At 68.1% G+C, this 18505-nt stretch carries 16 protein-coding genes and 1 pseudogene; 9 read left to right on the top strand and 8 right to left on the bottom strand.

Annotation, left to right across the window (positions count from 1 at the left end; all coding sequences use genetic code 11):
• The first annotated feature begins 5 nt into the window (after window positions 1-5).
• Together AB0J02_RS17085 and AB0J02_RS17080 are read left to right on the top strand one after the other, a co-directional pair.
• Window positions 6-683, top strand: a complete 678-nt coding sequence (locus tag AB0J02_RS17085; protein WP_363194459.1) for a GAP family protein — start codon at window positions 6-8, stop codon at window positions 681-683.
• The gene (locus tag AB0J02_RS17080; RefSeq protein ID WP_363194458.1) at window positions 680-1294 is read left to right on the top strand and encodes a SulP family inorganic anion transporter; all 615 of its coding nucleotides are present in this window, start codon (window positions 680-682) and stop codon (window positions 1292-1294) included. The genes AB0J02_RS17085 and AB0J02_RS17080 overlap by 4 nt, the downstream gene beginning before the upstream one ends.
• A gap of 182 nt (window positions 1295-1476) precedes the next feature.
• Here AB0J02_RS17080 and AB0J02_RS17075 read toward each other — a convergent pair whose 3' ends face one another.
• The gene (locus AB0J02_RS17075; protein WP_363194457.1) at window positions 1477-2313 is read right to left on the bottom strand and encodes a hypothetical protein; all 837 of its coding nucleotides are present in this window, start codon (window positions 2311-2313) and stop codon (window positions 1477-1479) included.
• Window positions 2314-2480: 167 nt separating this feature from the next.
• On the opposite strand from AB0J02_RS17075, the pseudogene AB0J02_RS17070 reads away from it, so the two are divergent.
• The 4 genes and pseudogenes from AB0J02_RS17070 to AB0J02_RS17055 form a co-directional block, all read left to right on the top strand.
• Window positions 2481-2766: pseudogene (locus AB0J02_RS17070) on the top strand (glycosyltransferase); the annotation flags it as partial.
• Between the two features lie 442 nt (window positions 2767-3208).
• Window positions 3209-3730 carry a DUF6650 family protein gene (locus tag AB0J02_RS17065; RefSeq protein ID WP_363194456.1) on the top strand — a complete coding sequence of 174 codons (522 nt, stop codon included), beginning with the start codon at window positions 3209-3211 and terminating at the stop codon, window positions 3728-3730.
• Window positions 3731-3882: 152 nt separating this feature from the next.
• Window positions 3883-4188 (top strand): hypothetical protein, encoded by a 306-nt coding sequence (locus AB0J02_RS17060; RefSeq protein ID WP_363194455.1) that lies wholly within the window; start codon window positions 3883-3885, stop codon window positions 4186-4188.
• A complete protein-coding gene (locus AB0J02_RS17055; RefSeq protein ID WP_363194565.1) occupies window positions 4173-4259 on the top strand; it encodes a DUF2680 domain-containing protein in 87 nt (28 codons plus the stop codon). The genes AB0J02_RS17060 and AB0J02_RS17055 overlap by 16 nt, the downstream gene beginning before the upstream one ends.
• 237 nt (window positions 4260-4496) lie before the next feature.
• Here AB0J02_RS17055 and AB0J02_RS17050 read toward each other — a convergent pair whose 3' ends face one another.
• Together AB0J02_RS17050 and AB0J02_RS17045 are read right to left on the bottom strand one after the other, a co-directional pair.
• Complete coding sequence (locus AB0J02_RS17050) at window positions 4497-6074, bottom strand: tetratricopeptide repeat protein (RefSeq protein ID WP_363194454.1); 1578 nt, start codon at window positions 6072-6074, stop codon at window positions 4497-4499.
• Between the two features lie 14 nt (window positions 6075-6088).
• On the bottom strand, window positions 6089-7384 hold the full coding sequence (locus AB0J02_RS17045) for a hypothetical protein (protein ID WP_363194453.1): 1296 nt from the start codon (window positions 7382-7384) through the stop codon (window positions 6089-6091).
• 712 nt (window positions 7385-8096) lie between these two features.
• Between AB0J02_RS17045 and AB0J02_RS17040 the strand changes: the two genes are divergently transcribed.
• Window positions 8097-9755 carry an N-6 DNA methylase gene (locus AB0J02_RS17040; RefSeq protein ID WP_363194452.1) on the top strand — a complete coding sequence of 553 codons (1659 nt, stop codon included), beginning with the start codon at window positions 8097-8099 and terminating at the stop codon, window positions 9753-9755.
• A gap of 16 nt (window positions 9756-9771) precedes the next feature.
• Here AB0J02_RS17040 and AB0J02_RS17035 read toward each other — a convergent pair whose 3' ends face one another.
• Entirely contained in the window at window positions 9772-10983 is a 1212-nt protein-coding gene (locus AB0J02_RS17035; RefSeq protein ID WP_363194451.1) for a restriction endonuclease, read from the bottom strand.
• Entirely contained in the window at window positions 10980-12854 is a 1875-nt protein-coding gene (locus tag AB0J02_RS17030; RefSeq protein ID WP_363194450.1) for a DUF4357 domain-containing protein, read from the bottom strand. The genes AB0J02_RS17035 and AB0J02_RS17030 overlap by 4 nt, the downstream gene beginning before the upstream one ends.
• A gap of 146 nt (window positions 12855-13000) precedes the next feature.
• Between AB0J02_RS17030 and AB0J02_RS17025 the strand changes: the two genes are divergently transcribed.
• Complete coding sequence (locus tag AB0J02_RS17025; RefSeq protein ID WP_363194449.1) at window positions 13001-13597, top strand: hypothetical protein; 597 nt, start codon at window positions 13001-13003, stop codon at window positions 13595-13597.
• A 31-nt stretch (window positions 13598-13628) separates the two neighbouring features.
• Here AB0J02_RS17025 and AB0J02_RS17020 read toward each other — a convergent pair whose 3' ends face one another.
• Both AB0J02_RS17020 and AB0J02_RS17015 read right to left on the bottom strand, forming a co-directional pair.
• Window positions 13629-14177, bottom strand: a complete 549-nt coding sequence (locus AB0J02_RS17020) for a hypothetical protein (RefSeq protein ID WP_363194448.1) — start codon at window positions 14175-14177, stop codon at window positions 13629-13631.
• A complete protein-coding gene (locus AB0J02_RS17015) occupies window positions 14174-16609 on the bottom strand; it encodes an AAA family ATPase (RefSeq protein WP_363194447.1) in 2436 nt (811 codons plus the stop codon). The genes AB0J02_RS17020 and AB0J02_RS17015 overlap by 4 nt, the downstream gene beginning before the upstream one ends.
• Window positions 16610-16831: 222 nt before the next feature.
• Between AB0J02_RS17015 and AB0J02_RS17010 the strand changes: the two genes are divergently transcribed.
• The gene (locus AB0J02_RS17010) at window positions 16832-17575 is read left to right on the top strand and encodes a hypothetical protein (RefSeq protein WP_363194446.1); all 744 of its coding nucleotides are present in this window, start codon (window positions 16832-16834) and stop codon (window positions 17573-17575) included.
• Between the two features lie 56 nt (window positions 17576-17631).
• Here the strand turns inward: AB0J02_RS17010 and AB0J02_RS17005 are convergent, their stop codons facing one another.
• Window positions 17632-18189, bottom strand: coding sequence for an ATP-binding protein (locus AB0J02_RS17005; RefSeq protein ID WP_363194445.1), 558 nt, complete (start codon window positions 18187-18189; stop codon window positions 17632-17634).
• Window positions 18190-18505: the final 316 nt, after the last annotated feature.

Genomic DNA, 18505 nt, shown 5'->3' with positions numbered 1-18505 from the left:
CAGCCATGGGCGACGCCATCGGACAGATGCTGGCCTCCGCGGTCGGCATCGCCATCAGCCCCCTACCGCTGATCGCGGTCGTGCTGATGCTGGCCACGCCGCGCGGCAGGGCGAACGGCACCGCTTTCACGCTCGGGTGGATGGTCACGCTCGGTGTGATCACGACCGTCGTCGTGGCGGCCGGGTCGGGGGCGGGCGCGGACGACGGCGACTCCCCCGCCACCTGGACGTACTGGCTGAAGCTGGCCCTCGGTGTGCTGTTCCTGCTCCTGGGCGCCAAGCAGTGGAAGGACCGACCGAGAGAAGGGCAGGAGCATCGGCTGCCAGGCTGGATGAAGGCGATCGACACCTTCACGCCCGGCAAGGCGGCCGGGCTCGCCGCGCTGCTGTCCGGCGCCAACCCGAAGAACCTGGTCCTCGCCATCGGCGGCGCCGCCTCCATCGCGAGCAGTTCGGCGAGCAGCGGCGGCAAGGCGGTCGCCGGAGTCCTGTTCGTGGTGATCGGCTCGCTGTGCGTGCTGCTGCCGCTCCTCGTGTACGTCTTCGGCGGCGCCAAATCCGCACACGTGCTGGGCAGTTGGAAGACGTGGATGGGTGAGCACAACTCGGCGATCATGACGGTGGTCCTGGTCGTGCTCGGCGCAAAGTATGTCGGTGACGCGATCAGCGGTCTCGCTTCGTGACACGTCGGCGTTCGCTGCGGCTGCCGCGGCTGGGCAAGCCGCGGCCGTCCGACGTGTCCGCCGGGCTCGTCACCGGGCTCTTCTCCATCCCCGAAGGCATGGCGTACGCGGCGATCGGCGGCTTCAATCCGGTCGCCGGTATCTACGCGGGTGTCGTCCCGACCGTCGTCGGCTCGCTCTTCTCGCGCTCCGTCCTGATGGTCACCACCCTCACCTCGGCGCTCGCGCTGACCTCGCAGAGCGTCCTCAAGGAGGCGGGCCTCGATGCCAAGGACACGGGCAACATCGCCAGCTTGAACCGTGGATGGCCAGACGTAAGCGACGGTTTCCAGCCACTATCCGCAACAGGTGCACGATCCCGCTCATCGAACCGACGAACATGGTGCGCTGCCCCACCCGGTGAGGAGATCCAAGGCTCGGACCGAAGTCCCGTGCATGCGCAGGTCGGCGGAGGATTGCGGGAACGAACCGATCCGGCGGGGGATCTCTTCGGCATGGAAGGCTGCTCGTTGGATGATGTTCTGTTCCCGGGGCTGGATGTCCGGGTCCCCGGGCCAGAGCCTGGTAGGTGCACTCCACTTACGAACGCGATTGGGAAGAGCGTCCTCTGACCCGCAAGAAATTGCAGATCAGACTGCGTGTGCGGCGCTTCTTCTGCGACCGGCCATTATGGAGGGAACTCCCGTCAGAGCCAGATTCGAAGCGCGCCCGCCCCCACACAGGACATCTCCTCCAGGCGTTACAGACCTGCCGGGCTCAGGACGAGACAAGGATCCGACTCGCCGGCCACCGCTCAGGTAGCCCGGGATGGCCCTCGCCCATCCCCGTAGTCGTGCGGTACCGCGGCCTCCACTCCAAGACGGACAATGTCATCGCCAGCGACACGAACTTCGGCGATGAGCATCCCAAGTTCGGCAAGGCTGTCCTGGCCCAACAGCGAAGGGTTCGCCTCGAGCACCAACGCGATGTATTCCCCGATGCGCTGTGGAGTGAGCTCATTCGTCGCCCGCAGCTCCACCGGACCGTCCTCGTGAACAACCCGGGCGTTGCGCACGAACCGTAGCTGCTCATCGCTGAACAGCCTGGCTATCAGAGCCGCCTTAAGTCGCTTCTGCGCTTCCGTGCTGTTCAGGGTCGGCCGCTGATCGTCTGGAACAACGCCAGCATCCTGCAGGTCCTCCTCGGCCTCGGACCGACGCTCGTTCAGGCGACGTCGTGTGACTCTGCCCCACTTCGACTCAAGGGACAGGGGCGACCGGTCGTTCCACTTCGTCTTCACTGCAGGGAGCACATGTTCAAACCACCACTTCCTCACGGCCGGAGCAGCCTTCTCCGCCACTCTGAGGCCGACCTGCACGAGCACCTCGGCGACGAACTCCGCGGTCTCTCGGCGCTCCTGCTCTAGCGCCTCCCGTTCGTGGCGGTCAGAGTCAGGCCAATCCTGTGGGTGCGCTGCCACTGGATCCGGCCCGTTCTTCTCCTTCAGGAAGAGCTCGGCGTGATCCATCTGGGCGGTGCCGGGGTCAGTGATGCCGCGGTAAGCGCCTTCAGTTTTCCTCGACCGCGCGAAACGTGCGCCCTTCGGAACCCTGACCACGGCCTCGTACTCGTCGTACTCGCTGCTGTCCATGCCCCGCCTTCGACTTTCCGGAGGCTCTGCGCCTGCCGCCCGCCCCGGCAGCCACAACCACGACTCTGCACGGTCAGTCTCCGATCGTCCACCAGATCGCCAGATTTGACTCTGAGCTGGACGGAGCGGAGGAGGGTAATGCCGGATCAACCACTGAGCATCGCCCTCCCAGAGCCCAATTCCGCACCATGGCTCCGCTCCTGAAACGGGTTGGGTACGACCGCGATATCTCGGCTGGCTCCGACGTCCACGGCTGTGGAAAGCCTTCGCCGAGCACGACCTGCTGGTCATGCCCTCCACGACGCTGGAGGCCATGGGCTGGGTCGCGCTGGAGGCCCCAATCCTGCGGCCTGCCCGGCTTACACGAACCGGTACCCCGCCTTAACGAAGTCCTCGCCGCGTCTGGAGTGACCCACCGACTTTACGCATCCCGCCTCACTGGGACGCGAACTCGGCTGAGACGCCGTGGAGCCCTCGGTTCGAGCTGACCTTCGACGACGATGGCCGAGGCGCTTACCCGCACCGCGCACTGCACCGCGACTGGAAAGTCGATGGCATTCCGTTCGATCAAGTCGCCGTTCAGTTCGCGCCTGACAACACTTCGGAGACCGGGCTCGGCGGGGGTTACGGCGTGCCGTCGTACGAATTCGCTGCCAGATACAGCCTGCGACAAGAGACCCTCCACTCCGATGAAGTTGGCCTGACTACGGCAGCCGCCACCACTGACAACACTGCGTCTCACGCTTGACCCGCAGTTAAGTGCCCCAACTGCCCCCTAGATCAGCCGAGTTCCCAAGCTCGGCACTCTGCAGACCTGGGCCAGCACCTGAGTGCATCCCTCTGGTCTAGTCACGTGCGCCCAGTACCCCAACGTGAGAAGTCCTAGGATCCGGGCATGAAGGTTCTGGAGATCATGCGGCGGATCAAGGGCTTCAGTACTCCTCTGGGTGGAGTGGACTGGGACTTGCCACTTCCGCAACGGGCTATCGCCGAGAAGGTCGTCGTATACCTGGAGGATCGGAGGGTCCTCACGATGCCCCGGGGCGTTGCGCACGCGGTGCAGGAAGCAGATCACTGCATCGCTTCGGTACTTCAGATCCGGGAAACGCTGACGCAACTCTTGATGGACCCTGACACCGGAGACGGCCTCACGGAGAACCTCAAGGCGATGCGAGCCGCATGCCGGCGGTTCCTGGACTCCGTGGGCTCTAATCACTCGAGGCAGGTTCGCGGGCACTTCGAGACCGCAACCTTTGGTGCAGCCCTGGGTGAGCTGCGTGCCATTTTCGGGATCCAGCTTGGCGTCATCGCGGCCCGCTACAAGCTTGACCTATCGGAAGATCTGGCGGCCATCCTCCCCGCCTCTGACACCGACGAGCCAGGTCGGCCGGGGAACCACGGGGAACGGCAGTCTTGAAGTCGGCCGCACCGAGGGGCCGTTAGGGCGCTCCGGATCAGCCGCTGCGCTCTTGAGGACTGAACCCGCCAAGTTTCGTAGGCCATATGTGTACAAGAAGACAGGTCCAGCAGGAAGGGCCTTTTGATCGATGTCCCAGAGGGGGGACTCACATGTTCGGCAGCGGAAAGACCTTGAGTAGCTTCAAGGTCGGAGACAAGGTCACGGTCAGAGCGCCAAGCGATAGGTCCTTTTCTCACGACGGGTCACACGGGACCGTCGTCACGATCGACACCAAGCGGGTCCATGTAAAGATGGACAAAGCAGCGTTCGAGCACAACGACGGCGAGGTGGCGAACTTCCTCCCCGGTGACTTGGAGCCTGGGCATGTCGGGACGCCACGAAACTCGGATCGCATGAACGAAGCCTTCACCGCCATGAAGCTGGCGCCGGCACCGACCTCGTGGCCGTGGCGGTAGACGCTGGGGTCATCACGGCCGAGCAGGGAGAGCAGATGAAGGCTGCGTGGGAGCGACACTTGCAGAGCTGACGAACACAACCAGGCGCGTCCGGGCGGAGTGGCTAACTGCGTGACAACCGCGACGCACACCCGCGAACAAACGTGGACGTCAGCGGACCATCAGCGCAGGTGACAGGCACAGCAGCCAAGGGCAGCGAACGTCCCCTATTGCTTCGGGACGAAGAGGTCAAGACAGCCGCGGGCGCATCGCCGCCGGACTGCTCGGCTTTCAGGAGTGCACGGCCTCACTCCGGACAGCCTCCGGCATCAGGGGGCAGGCTCGATACGGCGCAGATGCAGCTGAGTATTGGACAACTCGTCGGTGAACATGCCAGGCAGCCGCCGATCGGCCTCTTCGTAGAGCCGTACGGACTCGCGCAGCGCCGCAAGCTCATCATCCCTTCGGCCCACGACTGCCAGTTTATGGCCGAGTGCATGCAGGGCATGGGCGAGGCCGAGCAAGTGCCGGGCCGGTTCCGCCTCGACCAGTTCCCGCCACATCTGTACAGCCTCCTCGGCCACCGCCAGTGCCTCGGTGCGCCGGCCGGTGAGGCCCAGGGCGTCGGCGAGGTGGCCGACCGCGATCGCGTGGTTGGAGGCATGGTTGTCATGCTGGAGGTCGGGCCACCTTTCGTAAAGCCCCACCGCCTCTTCCAAGGCTGCGAGCGCCTCCTTAGATCGCCCGGGTTTCAGCACAATCGCCAGCGTGACCAAGGTGTGTGCCAGGCAGGACGATTTCTCCGGCCGCACCGCCGTCAAGTCGCGGAATGCGCGTTCGGCCTCCCGCGTGGTATCGAGGGCGTCGATCGCGCGGCCGGTGGCCGAGAGGTGGTTGCCCAGCAGACTCAAGGCATGGGCGAGGTCAAACCGGTATGCCTCCGGCTCCCCTTCGGCCAGGTCGCGGTAGAGGGCCACGGCCTCCGCCACCAAGGGCACCGCGTCCGCCCGTCGGCCCAGCTCGCCCGTGCGGTTGCCCAGGACGTCCAGGGCGTCGGCCAGGTCGCGGGTGTGGGCGTCCGGATCGGTACGCATCAGGTCGCAGTGGATCCGTACCGCCGCCTTGGCCGCGTCCAGGGACTCCGTCCAGCGGCCCACCCTATCCAGCTGGTTCGATAGCTGCGTCAGAGCAAGGGCCAGGCCCGAGGCGTGGGCGTCCGGGTCGGTGCGGGCCAGCTCGCGGTAGAGCCGTACGGACTCCTCGGCGGCGTCTGCCGCCTCCCCGGACCGCTTTACCTGGGCCAAATTGACCCCGAGGTTCTTCAGGGCCCGCGCGAGGCCGGGCCCGCCTGAGTTCGGGCCCAGTTCGCGGTACAGCGCTACTGCCTCCTCGGCGGCGCTCACCGCGTCGTCGCTCCGTCCGGCCTCTGCCAGCTGGCCGCCGAGGACGTCCAGCGCGCGGGCCAGGCCGGGGCCGCGCGAGTCCAGCTCGCGGTGCAGCCGTACGGATTCCTCGGCTGCGACGACCGCATCTGTCCACGCCCCCACACCGTCCAGCCGGTTTGCCAGCTCCAGCGCGGCGGACGCACGGGCGGCGGCGTCGGGCGCGGAGTCCAGCAGCCGCCGTGCAACGGCCAGCGCGGTACGGGGCAAGGCGGTGGTGGAGAACGGAATGCGCGCCACCAATACGCGGAGGTCGTCGTGGTCGAGTGTGGCCTCGGGGACGGCGGCGGCGACCGCGTCGTCGATGGGCCCGTGTCCACCCCGTGCCACGTCCATAACTGCGGGCAGCAGCGTGCGAGGACTGACCCCCACGACCTCGGTGATCGTGGTCGTCGTGTCCGGGACGTGCCGGGCCGCCCGGGCGAGGCTGACGAGGAGGCGGGTGGCCGCCGTCGTACTGGGCAAGGGTGCTCCCGGGGTCAGGCGGTCAGTGCGGCGGTGGCGAGGGCGGAGGGCAGTCCCGGCTGCCGTGCGGCGCAGCGGGCGGCGTAGCGCTCCGCGATGCGGGCGGGGAGATGCGGGTCGAGCCACGTTCCGCTGCGCTGGGCGTACAACTGGCGCAGCCACAAAGCGAGTTCCGTCAGCCGTTCGAAGGGGGTCGTGGTGAGTCCGGGCAGGCAAGCCAGGCGGCGCGCCGTCTGCTCGCAGTCTCTGGCCCCAAGGAGGGTGGCCACAGTAACCGCGGCGTGCAATACGGCCGGCGGGTGGGTGATTCCCGCGTCGGCGGCGTTGGCAGCCCACCAGGACTCCTCGACGGAGAAGAGATGGTCCAGGGCGGTACTGAGGTCGAAGGCACCGGTCAGGCCCCGTTCAGCGGCGGCCGCCGCAGCGGCGTGGAGCTCGGCGAATGTCGCTCCGGCGTGCGGGCCGGTGAGGGTGGTGGACGGCACCGGCCGGTCCAAGAAGGCGGCGTAGCGGCGGGCCGCGTTAGCGAACAGTTGCTGCCGGTCTGCGGACGCGCCGGTCAGACCGGTCAGCCAAGTGGGGCCGGAGGGTGTGACGGCCGCGTGGACGGCGGGGTCGAGGCCGGCACGCAGATCGCGCCACCAACCGCCGAAGTCCCGGCCGCCCAGCACGATACGTAGAAGCGGGTAGTCACCGCGGACCGCGTCGGTGAGCATGGCCGCGAGGTCACCGTGGTCGGGCAGGGTGTCGGCGTCGTCGACGATCAGCAGGACTCCGCCGGGCCGAAGTCCGGCCGCCGCGACGGCGTCGGCCGCCCGGCCACGACGTACCCATCCACAGGCCCAGCCCTCCTGCTTCAGCTGGCGCGCGGCTTCGATCAGCAGCCGGGTTTTGCCCGCGCCAGCCGGTCCCGCCACGCGCCACACCGGGCCCCGGCCGGTCTCGCCGCACCAGCGGACCACCTCCCGCAGGTGCGACCCGTGCAGCGGGGAGTACGGCACCACCTCGCGGTCGGGGTTCAGCGCGGCCAAAACGCTACTTCCTCGCGCCGCCGAATCATCCGGACCGCTACCGTCGGGCCCCGGCGCGACCGCTTCGTGCCAGGCCCGGCCAGCCTCGCGCAGATCGACGCGCCGCTGCCACGCCAGTCCGCTGTAGAGGGCTACGGCGCCGGCCGAGGCACCGAGCCCGGCCGCCCACGGCACAGTGACGAAGTTGGCACCCGCCGCCAGCGCTCCTGAGACCGCTCCGGTGCCGATCGCGGACGCGGTGAGGCCCGCGCTCCGGGCGCTGCGGATCCGCGGGCTCATCGCATCGCTGAACGGCGAGCTGACACATACCCAAGGGCCAGCCGTCGTGTCCGCCCAGGTATCCCCATGCCTACCCCCACGTGGTGCTCCGCCGCGATGCTGACTATAAAGGGCCCGCCCCCCCGGGCGCAGGCGCTTGGCAGGTGCTGCTCCATCTACTGGGCTGGGAAAACCTGGGAGAAGACCTTCTCCCGAAGACTTGCAAACACTCAGGCATACCGACTGATACCAACGGCCTGACCAGCATGAACATCGTCGTGGTCTGGTCTCGATCTTCCCCGGACCTTGTTCGGGACGAAGTGGTCGTGGGTTCAAATCCCGCCACCCCGACAGCTGAAACACCAGGTCAAGGGCCTGATCCTCATTGAGGATCAGGCCCTTCCTGCATCTCAGGTGATCGTTTGGGAGAATTCTGGGAGAAGATCTTGGCGGAGCATCTCTCACTTCGGTGCTGACGCGGGGCGCTGAGACCGACACCGACCGGACCTCAGTCCTGCGCAACAGCGAATCATCTCGCCGTAGCCAGCAGCGGACCGTTGTAGCGAAGGTGCCTACAGGCCGGGAAAAAGACCCAGGAAGTCGCGCACACGACGCCACCCGACAGCCGTAACGGCTGCGGCGAGCGCCACCTATCCAGCCACCCCGCCGATTTGTTGACATCGCCAACACATACACTATCGGATTCTATCCCGATTGCGTGTACGGTAGAGCCATGAAGGAATCGACTCCCCCGGCTTCCGACTCACTGATCACCGGTGCAGAGATTGCCAGGCTGGCGGGGGTGACACGTGCCGCTGTCTCCAACTGGAGGCGGCGGTACAGCGACTTCCCGGCACCTGCCGACGGTGGCGCGAGCACGCCTCTCTTTTCGCTGAGCGAAGTCCGTTCCTGGCTGGCCAAGCAGCAGAAGGGCACCGATTTTTCGGATGACGTTCGCCTGTGGCAAGCACTGCGGGGCGCCTTCGGCGACGACATGGTCTCAGGCATCGCGGGCGTTGCCCGGTTCCTCGCACATGATGACGTTTCCAGGCTGGACGACAACCTGGCCAATCTGGCTGCGAGGTCGGCGGCGAAGGAATCAGCAGCCCAAGTACTCGACGAACTGATCGAACGTTTCCTGGACTCCTCTCGACGTGCCGGCTCCGACCAGGTCACGTCATTGCGGCTTGTCAGAGCCGTGAGTCACTTCGTGGGACCAGTACCCGAGGACTCCGTCATCCTCGATCCGGCCTGCGGCATCGGCACGCTCCTTCTCTCCGTCGGCCGCACCGAAGGGCCTGTACGCCGGGGGCAGGAGATCGATCCAGCGGCCGGGGAGTTGGCACAGGCACGAGCGGAGCTCACAGGGCCCCAGGACACCGTCATCAAGGCAGGGGACTCTCTCCGCAAGGACCGCTGGCCCGATCTGCGCGCCGACCTTGTCCTGTGCGACCCCCCAGCAGCCGGCCCGGACTGGGGCCGGGAGGAGTTGCTCCTCGATGCCCGTTGGGAACTGGGCACGCCTTCCAAGGCGGAGGGCGATCTGGCCTGGCTCCAGCACTGCTACGCCCATACCGCTCCAGGCGGTCGGGCCATCGTCGTCATGCCCGCTTCCGTCGCCTATCGCAAGGCAGGCAGGCGCATCCGGGCCGAGATCGTCCGGCGCGGCCTCCTTACCGAGATCGTCGCACTGCCGACCGGCATGGTGGCATCACACGCTCAACCGGTACATCTGTGGATGCTGCACCGCCCGAGCGGCCCCTCTGACAGCGCGGCCTCAGTGCGGATGGTGGACCTCACCGCCAACGCGCCCGATGGCCCCATGGAGCCGACAGCCGAGCAAGTCGTCGACGTACCGCTGATCGATCTCCTGAACGACTCTGTCGATCTCACGCCGAGCGCGCACGTGGACGCTTCCCGGCAGGACTTCCCCGCCGAGTACCACGCCTTGCAACGGGGCATCGAGGAGCGGCTCAACCGATTGGCCGCATTGCTGCCCGCCCTCACAGCAGGCGAAGGGCCGGGGACGCTGGACAGCGCGACGATCAGTCTGGCCGACCTCTCCCGTGCTGGGCTCGTCGACCTCGCCGACGCTGGACCAACCTCTACCAGTGAGCAGTTGGACACCGAGTATCTACGGGGGTTCCTGCGCAGTGCGTCCAACAATCGTCGTTCGACGAGCGGCAGCGGCTCCTATCGTCTCGACGTCAAGGGGGCACGGATCCCGCAGATGGCGGTGGAGGAGCAACGCCGTTACGGTGCCGCCTTCCGTTCGCTCAAGGAATTCGAGGAGCGCATCGGCGAAGTGACCCGGCTGGCAGAACAAGTCAGCGCACTTGCCCGAGACGGCCTCACCAACGGGGCACTTCTGCCTCTTGAGGACGGTGACTGACGGATTACCGGGGAAGTCACATCGCGACCGCGCCTTCCGCCATCAAGTGGGCGATGGACGTGATCGCGGCCAACAGTTCGGCGGGCGCCTGTTCCAGATCCAAGGCGTGTTGGTGGAGGCGGATTCCTGCGTGCCGCACCCGATGCGTCGCGCTCGGCTCGTAGCCTCGCGCATAGACGAGATGACCGTCGCTGAGTCCGAGCGCCGTGCAGTAGGCGAGCATCTGGTAGAGGTCGGCGTCCGGAAATCCTTCGGGCTTCTCCGCCTTGTACTTGGCGTCCGCGACAGCTCGTGGGATGCCATGGTTGCCGTACCAGACCAGGTCCGGACGCATCCGAACAGCCTCCGCCTCATCGAGGTGCACGCCCTGCGCCTGAAGTGCGCTACGCCCTCCGTATCCCGCCAGCGCCTCGCGCAGTGCGGTGCAGACGAAGTCCTCGAAGATTTTGTGCGTGTCGAAGAGGTATCCGTCGATGGTGATCCGGCCGCTCATGTGCTCGACGGACAAGCCGCGCAGCACCGTCTCGGCCAGCCGTAGCGCGGGCTGGTAGCGGAGGTTGAGCCGACTCCCCCTCCACTGCGGCAGATCACGGCTGCCGGGAATCAGCGGCTGTGCGTCCAGCAACCGGCCACGGTGGTGGCGCAGCCGGCGACGTACGCTGTCGGGGACCCTGGGCAGGGTCAGCAGCCGCTCCGTGGCAGCGCGCAGCAGCCGGTTCTCCGCGATGTCGGTCACGTAGTCGTCGTAGGCGACCTCGACCGGGAACGCCCGCCCATGGTGCCGCCTGACCTGATCCGCTTCCTTGATACGTCCTTGGACGACCGGTGCGGTCTCTTCCGTGTGCCGGTATCCCTGGAGCACTCCCTGACGCAGGGCACGTTCGAGAGATCGCTCGAATCCCTGCGCCAGCGCGGGAATCAGTTCTTCCTGCTCGGCAACGCTCACCTCCCCGTCCCGGTGGACGTGAGGGTTCGATGCGTAACCGATGAGGAAGAACAGCCGCGCCACCGGCACCTTGGGAACGATGCGGAGGGTGATGGGACTGTGCCCCGGTGGCCTGAAGGCCACCGCGCCGACCTTGCCGCCGGCGCGCAGTCGCCAGCAGCCCGAACGGTAGGGATCGGGGGCGGCCTCGACGATCCTGGAGCCGGCGAGCGAGCGCCCGACTTCGTCCGGGAGAGGCACGGTGACGGGCGGGCCGTACTCGGTCAACTCGACAGTCGTCACGGCGAGGGCTCGTACGATTCGCCGTCGCCGTCGCCGATGGACCGGGCCAGGGCGTCGAGACCGTAGCGTTTCTCGATGTCGAAGGACTCACCGTAATGGTGCTCCTCCAGCAGCGGCAGGATCTTGGTCCGCCAGGTGCGCTCCAGACCGCCCTGCCGGTGGACCTCCTTCTTCATCAGGTAGGAGGGGCCGATACGGAAGTCCGCTTCCTCGATACGGGAGTTGAGCGCGTCCAGAAGGTCCGCGGCCCGGCTGCCGAACCCTTCCCGGTCGAGCCAGCGCCGTAGCAGGCCGCTGGTGGGTTCGGTGCGGGGTGACAGCTCGACGAAGGCGAAGCGCCTGCGCATCGCCGCGTCCACCAGGGCGATCGACCGGTCGGCGGTGTTCATCGTGCCGATGACGAAGAGGTTCGGCGGCAGTCGGAAGTCGTCACCGGAGTAGGTGAGACGTACCGACTTCTTGCGGTACTCCAGGAGGAAGTACAGCTCTCCGAAGACCTTGGCCAGGTTGGCCCGGTTGATCTCGTCGATGATCAGGAAGTACGGGATGTGCCAGTTGCCCTCGCGGGACGCCAGGTCGGCAAGTTCACGCAGTGGGCCGGCGGTGAGGCGGAAGGCGACCTCCCTCGTATCCGGGTCCTCGCGAGGGCGGAACCCCTCGAAAAAGTCCTCGTAGGCGTAAGAGGGGTGGAACTGTACGAGTTTCACCTGCTCGGGCCCGCCGCCGAGGTACTCGGCCAGTTCGAGGGCCATGTACGTCTTGCCGGTTCCGGGCGGGCCATAGAGGATCAGCTGCCGTTCATCCCACAGCAGTTCGCGGATGTCCCGCAGCCATGCCACGTCGTGCACCAGCAGTTTGTCGGCGAGGGGCTGTTCCGGCACGGGGAGTTCCAGCTCGCGGCGAGCGGCGAGGGCGGGTGTCGTGCCGCTGGGGTCGTGCTCTATCACCTCGGCCTCGTCGGCCAGCTCCTCGTCGGAGAGGCCGAGCCCCTCGATGAGCGGCTGGACCGCGGTGAGGTCCACGACGTCGTGCTGGACGGACAGCCGCTGCTGGATCTCCTCGGGCAGCACGTCGTACGGGTGGCCGGTGCTCTGCCACTCGACGGGCCGCCGCAGATTGGACCTGCCGTTGTCGGAGACGGTCTGCTCGGCGGGGCCGGTGATCTCTCCGACGTAGAACCGTCCGCCGGAGAGTGTGCACACGGTGTCGCCGGGCTTCATCCTGGACAGGAACGCGTGGAGTTCCTCGACGAGTTCCAGCTTCTGGTTGTACGTGGCCGTGGTGCCCCAGTCCTCTTCGACAACCGTGCGCAGGGTCTCCTTGCTGGTTCCCTGGCCGATCCCCTGGCGCAGGCGAGGGGCGGCGAGAGAGACCCGCTTTTCGGGAAGCCACAGCTTCTGGACGAGATCGGCCCCGGACACGTTGGAGCCCCGGACGAGCCAAGCCCTGGCAGGACCTGACCAGACCCCCTCCATGAAGTCCGAGAGCGGCGCCCCCTTTTCCGTCTTCCAGTCGACCCAGCCGTTTCGCGGCGCCCCGACCAGAATGCCCGCGGCGAAGGACGGGGACCCGCAGTCGGCGTCCTCCGTCAGTTCCAGCCACCCGGGCCAGCGGGTGGACGGACGCAGCACGCCCGTCTTCTTCATCATCTCCCGCACTCTGGCCGTGGCGGAGAAGTGCTTGGAGAAAGACGGCATCTCGTGGTCCCGGGCGGGCGATCCCGCCAGGATGCGGAACTTCCGGCTTCCGTTGGTCCCCACCTCGTCCAGCAGCACCCCTCGTGCCCGATCGACGCCGTTCGCCCCCGGTAGTCGCAGCACGAACTGCGGCGGCTCCCCCGAGCCGGGAGTCCCGTCTTCGGCCTCGGTCATGTCCGCTCCCCCGTTCCGGGCGGCACAGGCAGTGCCGCCTTTCCCAATAACCCTATTTTTCGGCGTAGTTAAGCGCATAATCTCCCGCCAGGGGAGCACGGCGTGTGTCACCCCACGGGTGGAGGGACACAGTCGCCATGGCCATCATGGATCAGCTCACATTGCGACGGGACGGCACGACGCCGAAGGGCTACGCGGCCACATGCTCCGGCGCGCAGTCCAGGGGCGTGGCGGGGGTGTGGCGGGTGCAGTTGGACGGCCGGCCCGGTCTGACGGTCCACGACACGCGGTGGGAGAACGGGGAGCGTGATCTCGTCCTGTACCAACCCGCCGTCGTGCCGGAGATGCCTGCTCCGCTGTCCAACCTGCACAACCGGCGGCGTGCCGGTATCCAGGAGTCCGGGTTACGCGTTGGCGAACTGCGGATCATGGGTTGGGTCGCCGTTCCCGGTGACCGCCCAAGCTTCAAGAAGACGTTCACCACTGCCGACTTCGTCGACTTGTGCGGTCTCGACGATCTGCTTGAGCTGACCGCTCGCCCCGGGGTGGTGCTCGACCTGGCCTTCGAACGGCCGGACCCGCTGCTCGTCGACCTGGACGAGCCGCAGGACACGGATTCCGTTCAGCACGCTCTCTTCTTCCCGCCGGACGATGACGAGGCACCGGTCGTGTTCTTCCTGCTCAGCCGAATCGCGCCGACACTGCGCCACATCGGCTGGCTGCCGGATCTCGTCCGGTCGTAGCCGTCGACGACCCGGAAGGCTCCCTCTACGTTCACGGACCGCCGACGACCGGAGGTTCGGCGCGCTGTCCCGGCGGCGGTCCCGGTTTCGGTACGGGACGGCCCGCCCGCAGGCCCGCCGCCAGGGGTACGGCGGGAGTCGCGGTCAGCACCGTGGTCCGGCCGGCCGGGGGAGCCGGAGCCGGGATGACCACGGCGGCCGTCGCGACGGCCGCCCCGTCGAGTTCCTCCAGCAGGGCGTTCACCTCCAGCAGACGCGCCTGGATCTCGGCGGGCATGGGAGGCAGCTCGGGCACGCGGTGGTGGCAGACGCCGCTGAGCGCGGACCACGTGAGGCGCCAGCGCCGGGCGGTCCCCCGGTCCGTGTACGCCTCCAGGCACAGCATGCGGTGCTTGGCGGTGCGCGTCATCGCAGGAGTCACACCGAGCCAGAAGTCGTCCAGCCGCTGGTCGAGAGCGAGACGCAGCAGCATGGCGGCGGCTCGGGCCCGTGTCCCGGGGCTGAGCGCTCCCGCCGTGCCCCCCGGAGGCCGCAGCAGGGCCTCGGCAGCGGAGACGAGTTCGCGGGTGTTGTCCGTCATCGGGCACCGCCCTGCGACAGGCCCGTTCCGCGGCCCCGTCGGATCGCCGTGGCCAGCCTCTCCGTACGTGCCACGAGCTGCTTGCGGTCGTCCACGGTCGGCAGTCCCGGGTGGTGGGAGCTCGCGTTGAGCTCGTTGATCAGCGCCCATCCCCCGGCGTACAGGCTCTCGACGTCCGCCTGCGGCTCTCCGGAGGAATCTCCGAGCAGGGCCAGGGCCACGTACTCCTTGGTCCGTTCCAGCGGGGCGACACGCTCCTCGATCTCCGCGAGGCCAAGGCCGTGATCGTCCCGCAGCGTACGGCGTGCGGCCTCCGTGCAGGCGATTTCGAGGGCGAGCCGGCACATGGCCGGGATCACCCGGTCGGCGACGGTCTGGGGCAGACGCTGATCGTAGGAGAGGGCACGGGCCTCCGCGAACGCCTGCTTGACGGGATCACTCCGCCTCTCGACGGAGACGACGGAGTCGCTCTCGCGGGAGATGTGGAGGATCGTCGCCTCGATGCCGAGGTGGGAGATGGCCTGCTCCAGGCGGGTGTCGTGGGTGAAGACGACCACCTGCCGGTGACGGGCGCACTCGTTCAGGACCGCGGCCAGCCCTTCCACCTTCTGCGTGTCCATCGACTGCACCGGGTCGTCGATGACGAGGAAGCCGAACGGGCTGTCGTCGTGCGTCGCACGCGGAATGAACAGCGACAGGGCGAGCGAGTGCAGTTCACCCTGGCTCATCACGCTGTACGCGGGTGCCTCCTGGTCGTCCACGGAGACGCCGAGATGTACGCTCCCCCGCGCGGCCACGCCCTTCAGCGTGATGGACCCGAGCGACACACTGCTGCTCTCGCAGAGCTTGTTCCACACGTCCTGCGACTGCTTCTCGAACTTCGCCATCCGTTCTGCCCTCAGCTCGTCCGTCTGCGTCCTGAGCCAGGAGCGGGCCGCTTCGGCCTTCTTGCGCCGGTCCTTCGCCTCCGCGGCCTTCTCCGTCGCGTCGAGCCACTCGGCGAGCCGAACGGCCGCGGGCCGCCAGGCGGTGTTGCGGTCGGTGAGCTTGCGGGCGGCCTCCTCGCTCACCTGCCGGCATGCCGCGCCCAGCGTCGGTGCGACGCGTTCGACGCGGTTCGCCAGCTCGGCGGGGTCGGTCAGGCTGCGGCACAGGGCCCATTCGCGCCAGAGGCCCGCCAGTTCCGACTCCTCCGCCCGCAGCAGTTCGGGCACCGGCTGCACCAGGTCATGGACAGCCCGCCGCGCGGCGCCAAGCGCCTGGCGAGCCGCTTCGGCCCCGGCCGCCTGCGACTGGAGCCGCTCGATCTCCGCCCGCGCGCCTTCCGCCCAGGCCGGGTCCAGACGGTCCGCGGTGCCGCAGACGGGGCAGTCGGCGTTCTGGGAACGGCGCCGGTGTTCGAGGGCGCTTTCCAGCAGCCCGGCGAGCCGCCGCGCGTCCTCGGCGTCGGAGTGCCGTACGTCCTCGGCCGCGGCAACCGCCTCCCGCAGCCGCGCCAGCGCGCCGGCGACCTCCTGCTCGTCCGGGCCGGACAGGGTGGCGAGCGCCCGGAGGCGGACGTCCGCACCGGCGGCGGTGACCACGTCACGGTCGAGCAGGGCACGAACGGCGTCCACATCGGGCGTACGTCCGCCGAGCGCCCGAGCCGCTTCGACGGCACGCTGGTCGTCGAGTCCGGCAAGGGCGTCGGTGGCGGCGGTCTTCAGGACACCGGGCCGCTTCTCGACGTCCTTGCACGCCTTGACGCGGGCCGCGAGCAGGTCGTCGATGTCGCCGAGCTGGCCGAGTCCGACGAACCGGGCCAGGGTGTTGTGCAGGGCGCTGAGCGTCCCGTCGACCATCGAGCCCAGCTCGCTGTACGGCAGGAACGGGCGGTAGAGGGAGAGCGTCGAGGCGTCGATGCTCTCCTCCAGCTTCTGCTGCGTGCCGTCCGCCCGCTCCACCGTCGTGCGCGCCTCGTCCACCTTCGCCCCGTACCACGTGCGGCGCACGGTGACCGGCTCGGCGGTGTCGTCCAGGGTGAGCCGCACGGAGACGGCCGGGACCGTGGAGTCGTGCAGGTTGCGCCACCCTTCCTTCCACACCGCCGTACGAGCCTTGCCGTTGCTCCCGTCCCAGCGGGTGTTGAGGCCCGTCAGCGCCATCTCGGCGGCTTCGGCGAAGCTCGACTTGCCGGTGCCGTTGCGACCCGCGACGACGGTCAGCCCGGGGCCGGGCGGAAGGTCGAGCGTGGTCTCGGGGCCGACGCCCCGCCAGCCCGCCGCCGTGATGGAGCGCAGGTACACGGGCCCGGCGCGTCCGGTCCTCTCCGGCGTCGGCTCGGGAAGCATCCCCCGCAGCAGGTCGGCCGCCTCCGGGGCCAGTTCGGACGCGGCGAGGCCCGCGGTGAGGCGGTCGTCGAGCAGCTGGCGCAGAGGGGTGTCGTCGGTCATGGCGGTGCTCCTTGCACGATCAGGCGGAGAGCACGACGGGACCGCCGCGCTGTTGACCCTCTGATCTTCCAGGATGCACGTTGGCGATGTCAACAGATAATCGCGTGTACGCCTGGTCGAAAACGTGTACGGTAAATCCCCACGGGGTACCGCCGACGGACCACTCGCCCGGAACCCGTGAACACAGCCCGTCTGAACCGAAGTACAAGAAGGGATCCACCAGTGCAGCCCACCCGACCGAACGGGACGGACGTACTCACGGACGATGAATGGCAGGAGGTGGAGGCGGATCTGGAGCACGATCCGCTGGAGACGGCGCGTACGCACGTAGGTGCCCTGCTCCACCACGCCCGGATGCTGAGGGGTGAGCCCGGCGATGTCCTCGACATGGCTTTACAGACGGCCCAGCGCGCCTTCGCCGAGATCGCCGCATGCAACACTCTGCTCGACACGACCTCCGAGCGTGCGCACGCCCTCGCGCAAGAACTCGAAGGCCGTCTCACCGAGGGGAACTCCGGTGCCGTGCCCGGCCTCCTCGACGAACTCGACGCCCTGGCGGCCAGGGTGGCCGTTTCCGAGGCTGAACGGCAGGTCGTTCTGCGCATCCTGGGTATGGCGGACGCCGAGACAGGGAGCGCGCGGACGCCGGCGGACGACCGCGATCCCGTACCCACGCTCACCGCGGCCGGGCTGCCTCGGGTGCCCTCCCTGTACGACGCCGAACAGCCCGGTTACGGCACGTTGACCGACATGATGGCCGCCCGGGAAAAGATCGCTGCCCAGCGCGCCACCGCGCACGCCCGCCGCTCAGCCGTCGTCGCCGGACACATGGCGGAGATCGTCGTGCGCCTGGCCAACGTCTCGCTCTCCGACCCGGCGCTGAACGAGGAGGCCCTCGCCGAACTGCGGCACTCCTATGCGCTGTGGCTCGCGTGTGCGGACGAGCGGCGGCGGGACGACGGCTGACCCCCTCGGCCACCCCACCGCCTTCGGCGCCGACGGAGTTCGCGGCGGGCGATGGATCATCCGTTCCACCCCGGTGAATCAGTAGATACGCGCCGCGAGTTCGTGGGCGAGAGCGCCCGCGCGGCTCGCGGGTCCGGCTCGACGGCGCCTCCGGCTCCGTCGGCCATCTCTCGCGCGATCACCACCGTCGGTCGCACGAGAGGTAGCATCGCGTAGACGACCTTGCCGCCCGAGGGATGGCGGTAGGAGTCCCAGCGCTCGCACAACAGCGTCACTATCGGCAGGCCCCGGCCGTTCTCGGCGTCCGCATCGGGCGTTCGCATCCGGGGCAGCGTCCGACTGGTGTCCCAGACCTCGACCGTCAGCGTCCGGCTGCACACGCGCAGCCGCACCGCGACCAGCGGTAACGTCTCGCGCTCGCCACGGCTCAGCCCGGCCTTCGTGGTCCCGGTGGCCTCCACGGCGTTGGTCAACAGCTCGGAAGCGATCAGCGTCACGGACTCACTCATGTGCTCAAGTCCCCAGTCCCTGAGACCGTTCACCGCGAACCGCCGCCCCAACGGCACCGCCCTAGGCTCTGCCGAGTGCCGGAACCAGTACGTCACACCGTCCATGCCGGGCCTCCCTTCCGGTGTCGCGGACCAGCGGGGAGTCTGCGGCGGCCGGTGGCGGGCAGCAGCAGCGCAAGGACATAGATCACGAGGGTCATGGGTCGGTCCTCCCAATCGATCACGGCCACGACGCCCCGAAGGCGCGAGCCCCGGCCCCACAGGGCGCAGTCAACTCACGGCTACCGACTTGTCACAGTGGGTGGCCGTTCCGGGGCCCAGCATGGCAATGAACTGGGTCATATGCAATCAGTTCAAATGAACTGGTTCATTTGAAATCGAGCTTGGCCAGACGGCCCCACGTGCGCCAAACTCGGCGGGG

Origin of the sequence: Streptomyces sp. NPDC050264 (assembly GCF_040655895.1) — a bacterium.
GTDB lineage: Bacteria > Actinomycetota > Actinomycetes > Streptomycetales > Streptomycetaceae > Streptomyces.
This window is presented reverse-complemented; position numbering and strand designations above follow the sequence as displayed.

What these genes read in the sequence shown, in the direction of transcription:
- AB0J02_RS17065 (WP_363194456.1), top strand. Translation starts at nt 3,209, where the DNA reads ATGAAGGTTCTGGAGATCATGCGGCGGATCAAGGGCTTCAGTACTCCT.
- AB0J02_RS17020 (WP_363194448.1), bottom strand. Translation starts at nt 14,177, where the DNA reads ATGACGGACAACACCCGCGAACTCGTCTCCGCTGCCGAGGCCCTGCTG.
- AB0J02_RS17015 (WP_363194447.1), bottom strand. Translation starts at nt 16,609, where the DNA reads ATGACCGACGACACCCCTCTGCGCCAGCTGCTCGACGACCGCCTCACC.
- AB0J02_RS17030 (WP_363194450.1), bottom strand. Translation starts at nt 12,854, where the DNA reads ATGACCGAGGCCGAAGACGGGACTCCCGGCTCGGGGGAGCCGCCGCAG.
- AB0J02_RS17075 (WP_363194457.1), bottom strand. Translation starts at nt 2,313, where the DNA reads ATGGACAGCAGCGAGTACGACGAGTACGAGGCCGTGGTCAGGGTTCCG.
- AB0J02_RS17085 (WP_363194459.1), top strand. Translation starts at nt 6, where the DNA reads ATGGGCGACGCCATCGGACAGATGCTGGCCTCCGCGGTCGGCATCGCC.
- AB0J02_RS17045 (WP_363194453.1), bottom strand. Translation starts at nt 7,384, where the DNA reads ATGAGCCCGCGGATCCGCAGCGCCCGGAGCGCGGGCCTCACCGCGTCC.
- AB0J02_RS17040 (WP_363194452.1), top strand. Translation starts at nt 8,097, where the DNA reads ATGAAGGAATCGACTCCCCCGGCTTCCGACTCACTGATCACCGGTGCA.
- AB0J02_RS17005 (WP_363194445.1), bottom strand. Translation starts at nt 18,189, where the DNA reads ATGGACGGTGTGACGTACTGGTTCCGGCACTCGGCAGAGCCTAGGGCG.
- AB0J02_RS17060 (WP_363194455.1), top strand. Translation starts at nt 3,883, where the DNA reads ATGTTCGGCAGCGGAAAGACCTTGAGTAGCTTCAAGGTCGGAGACAAG.
- AB0J02_RS17025 (WP_363194449.1), top strand. Translation starts at nt 13,001, where the DNA reads ATGGATCAGCTCACATTGCGACGGGACGGCACGACGCCGAAGGGCTAC.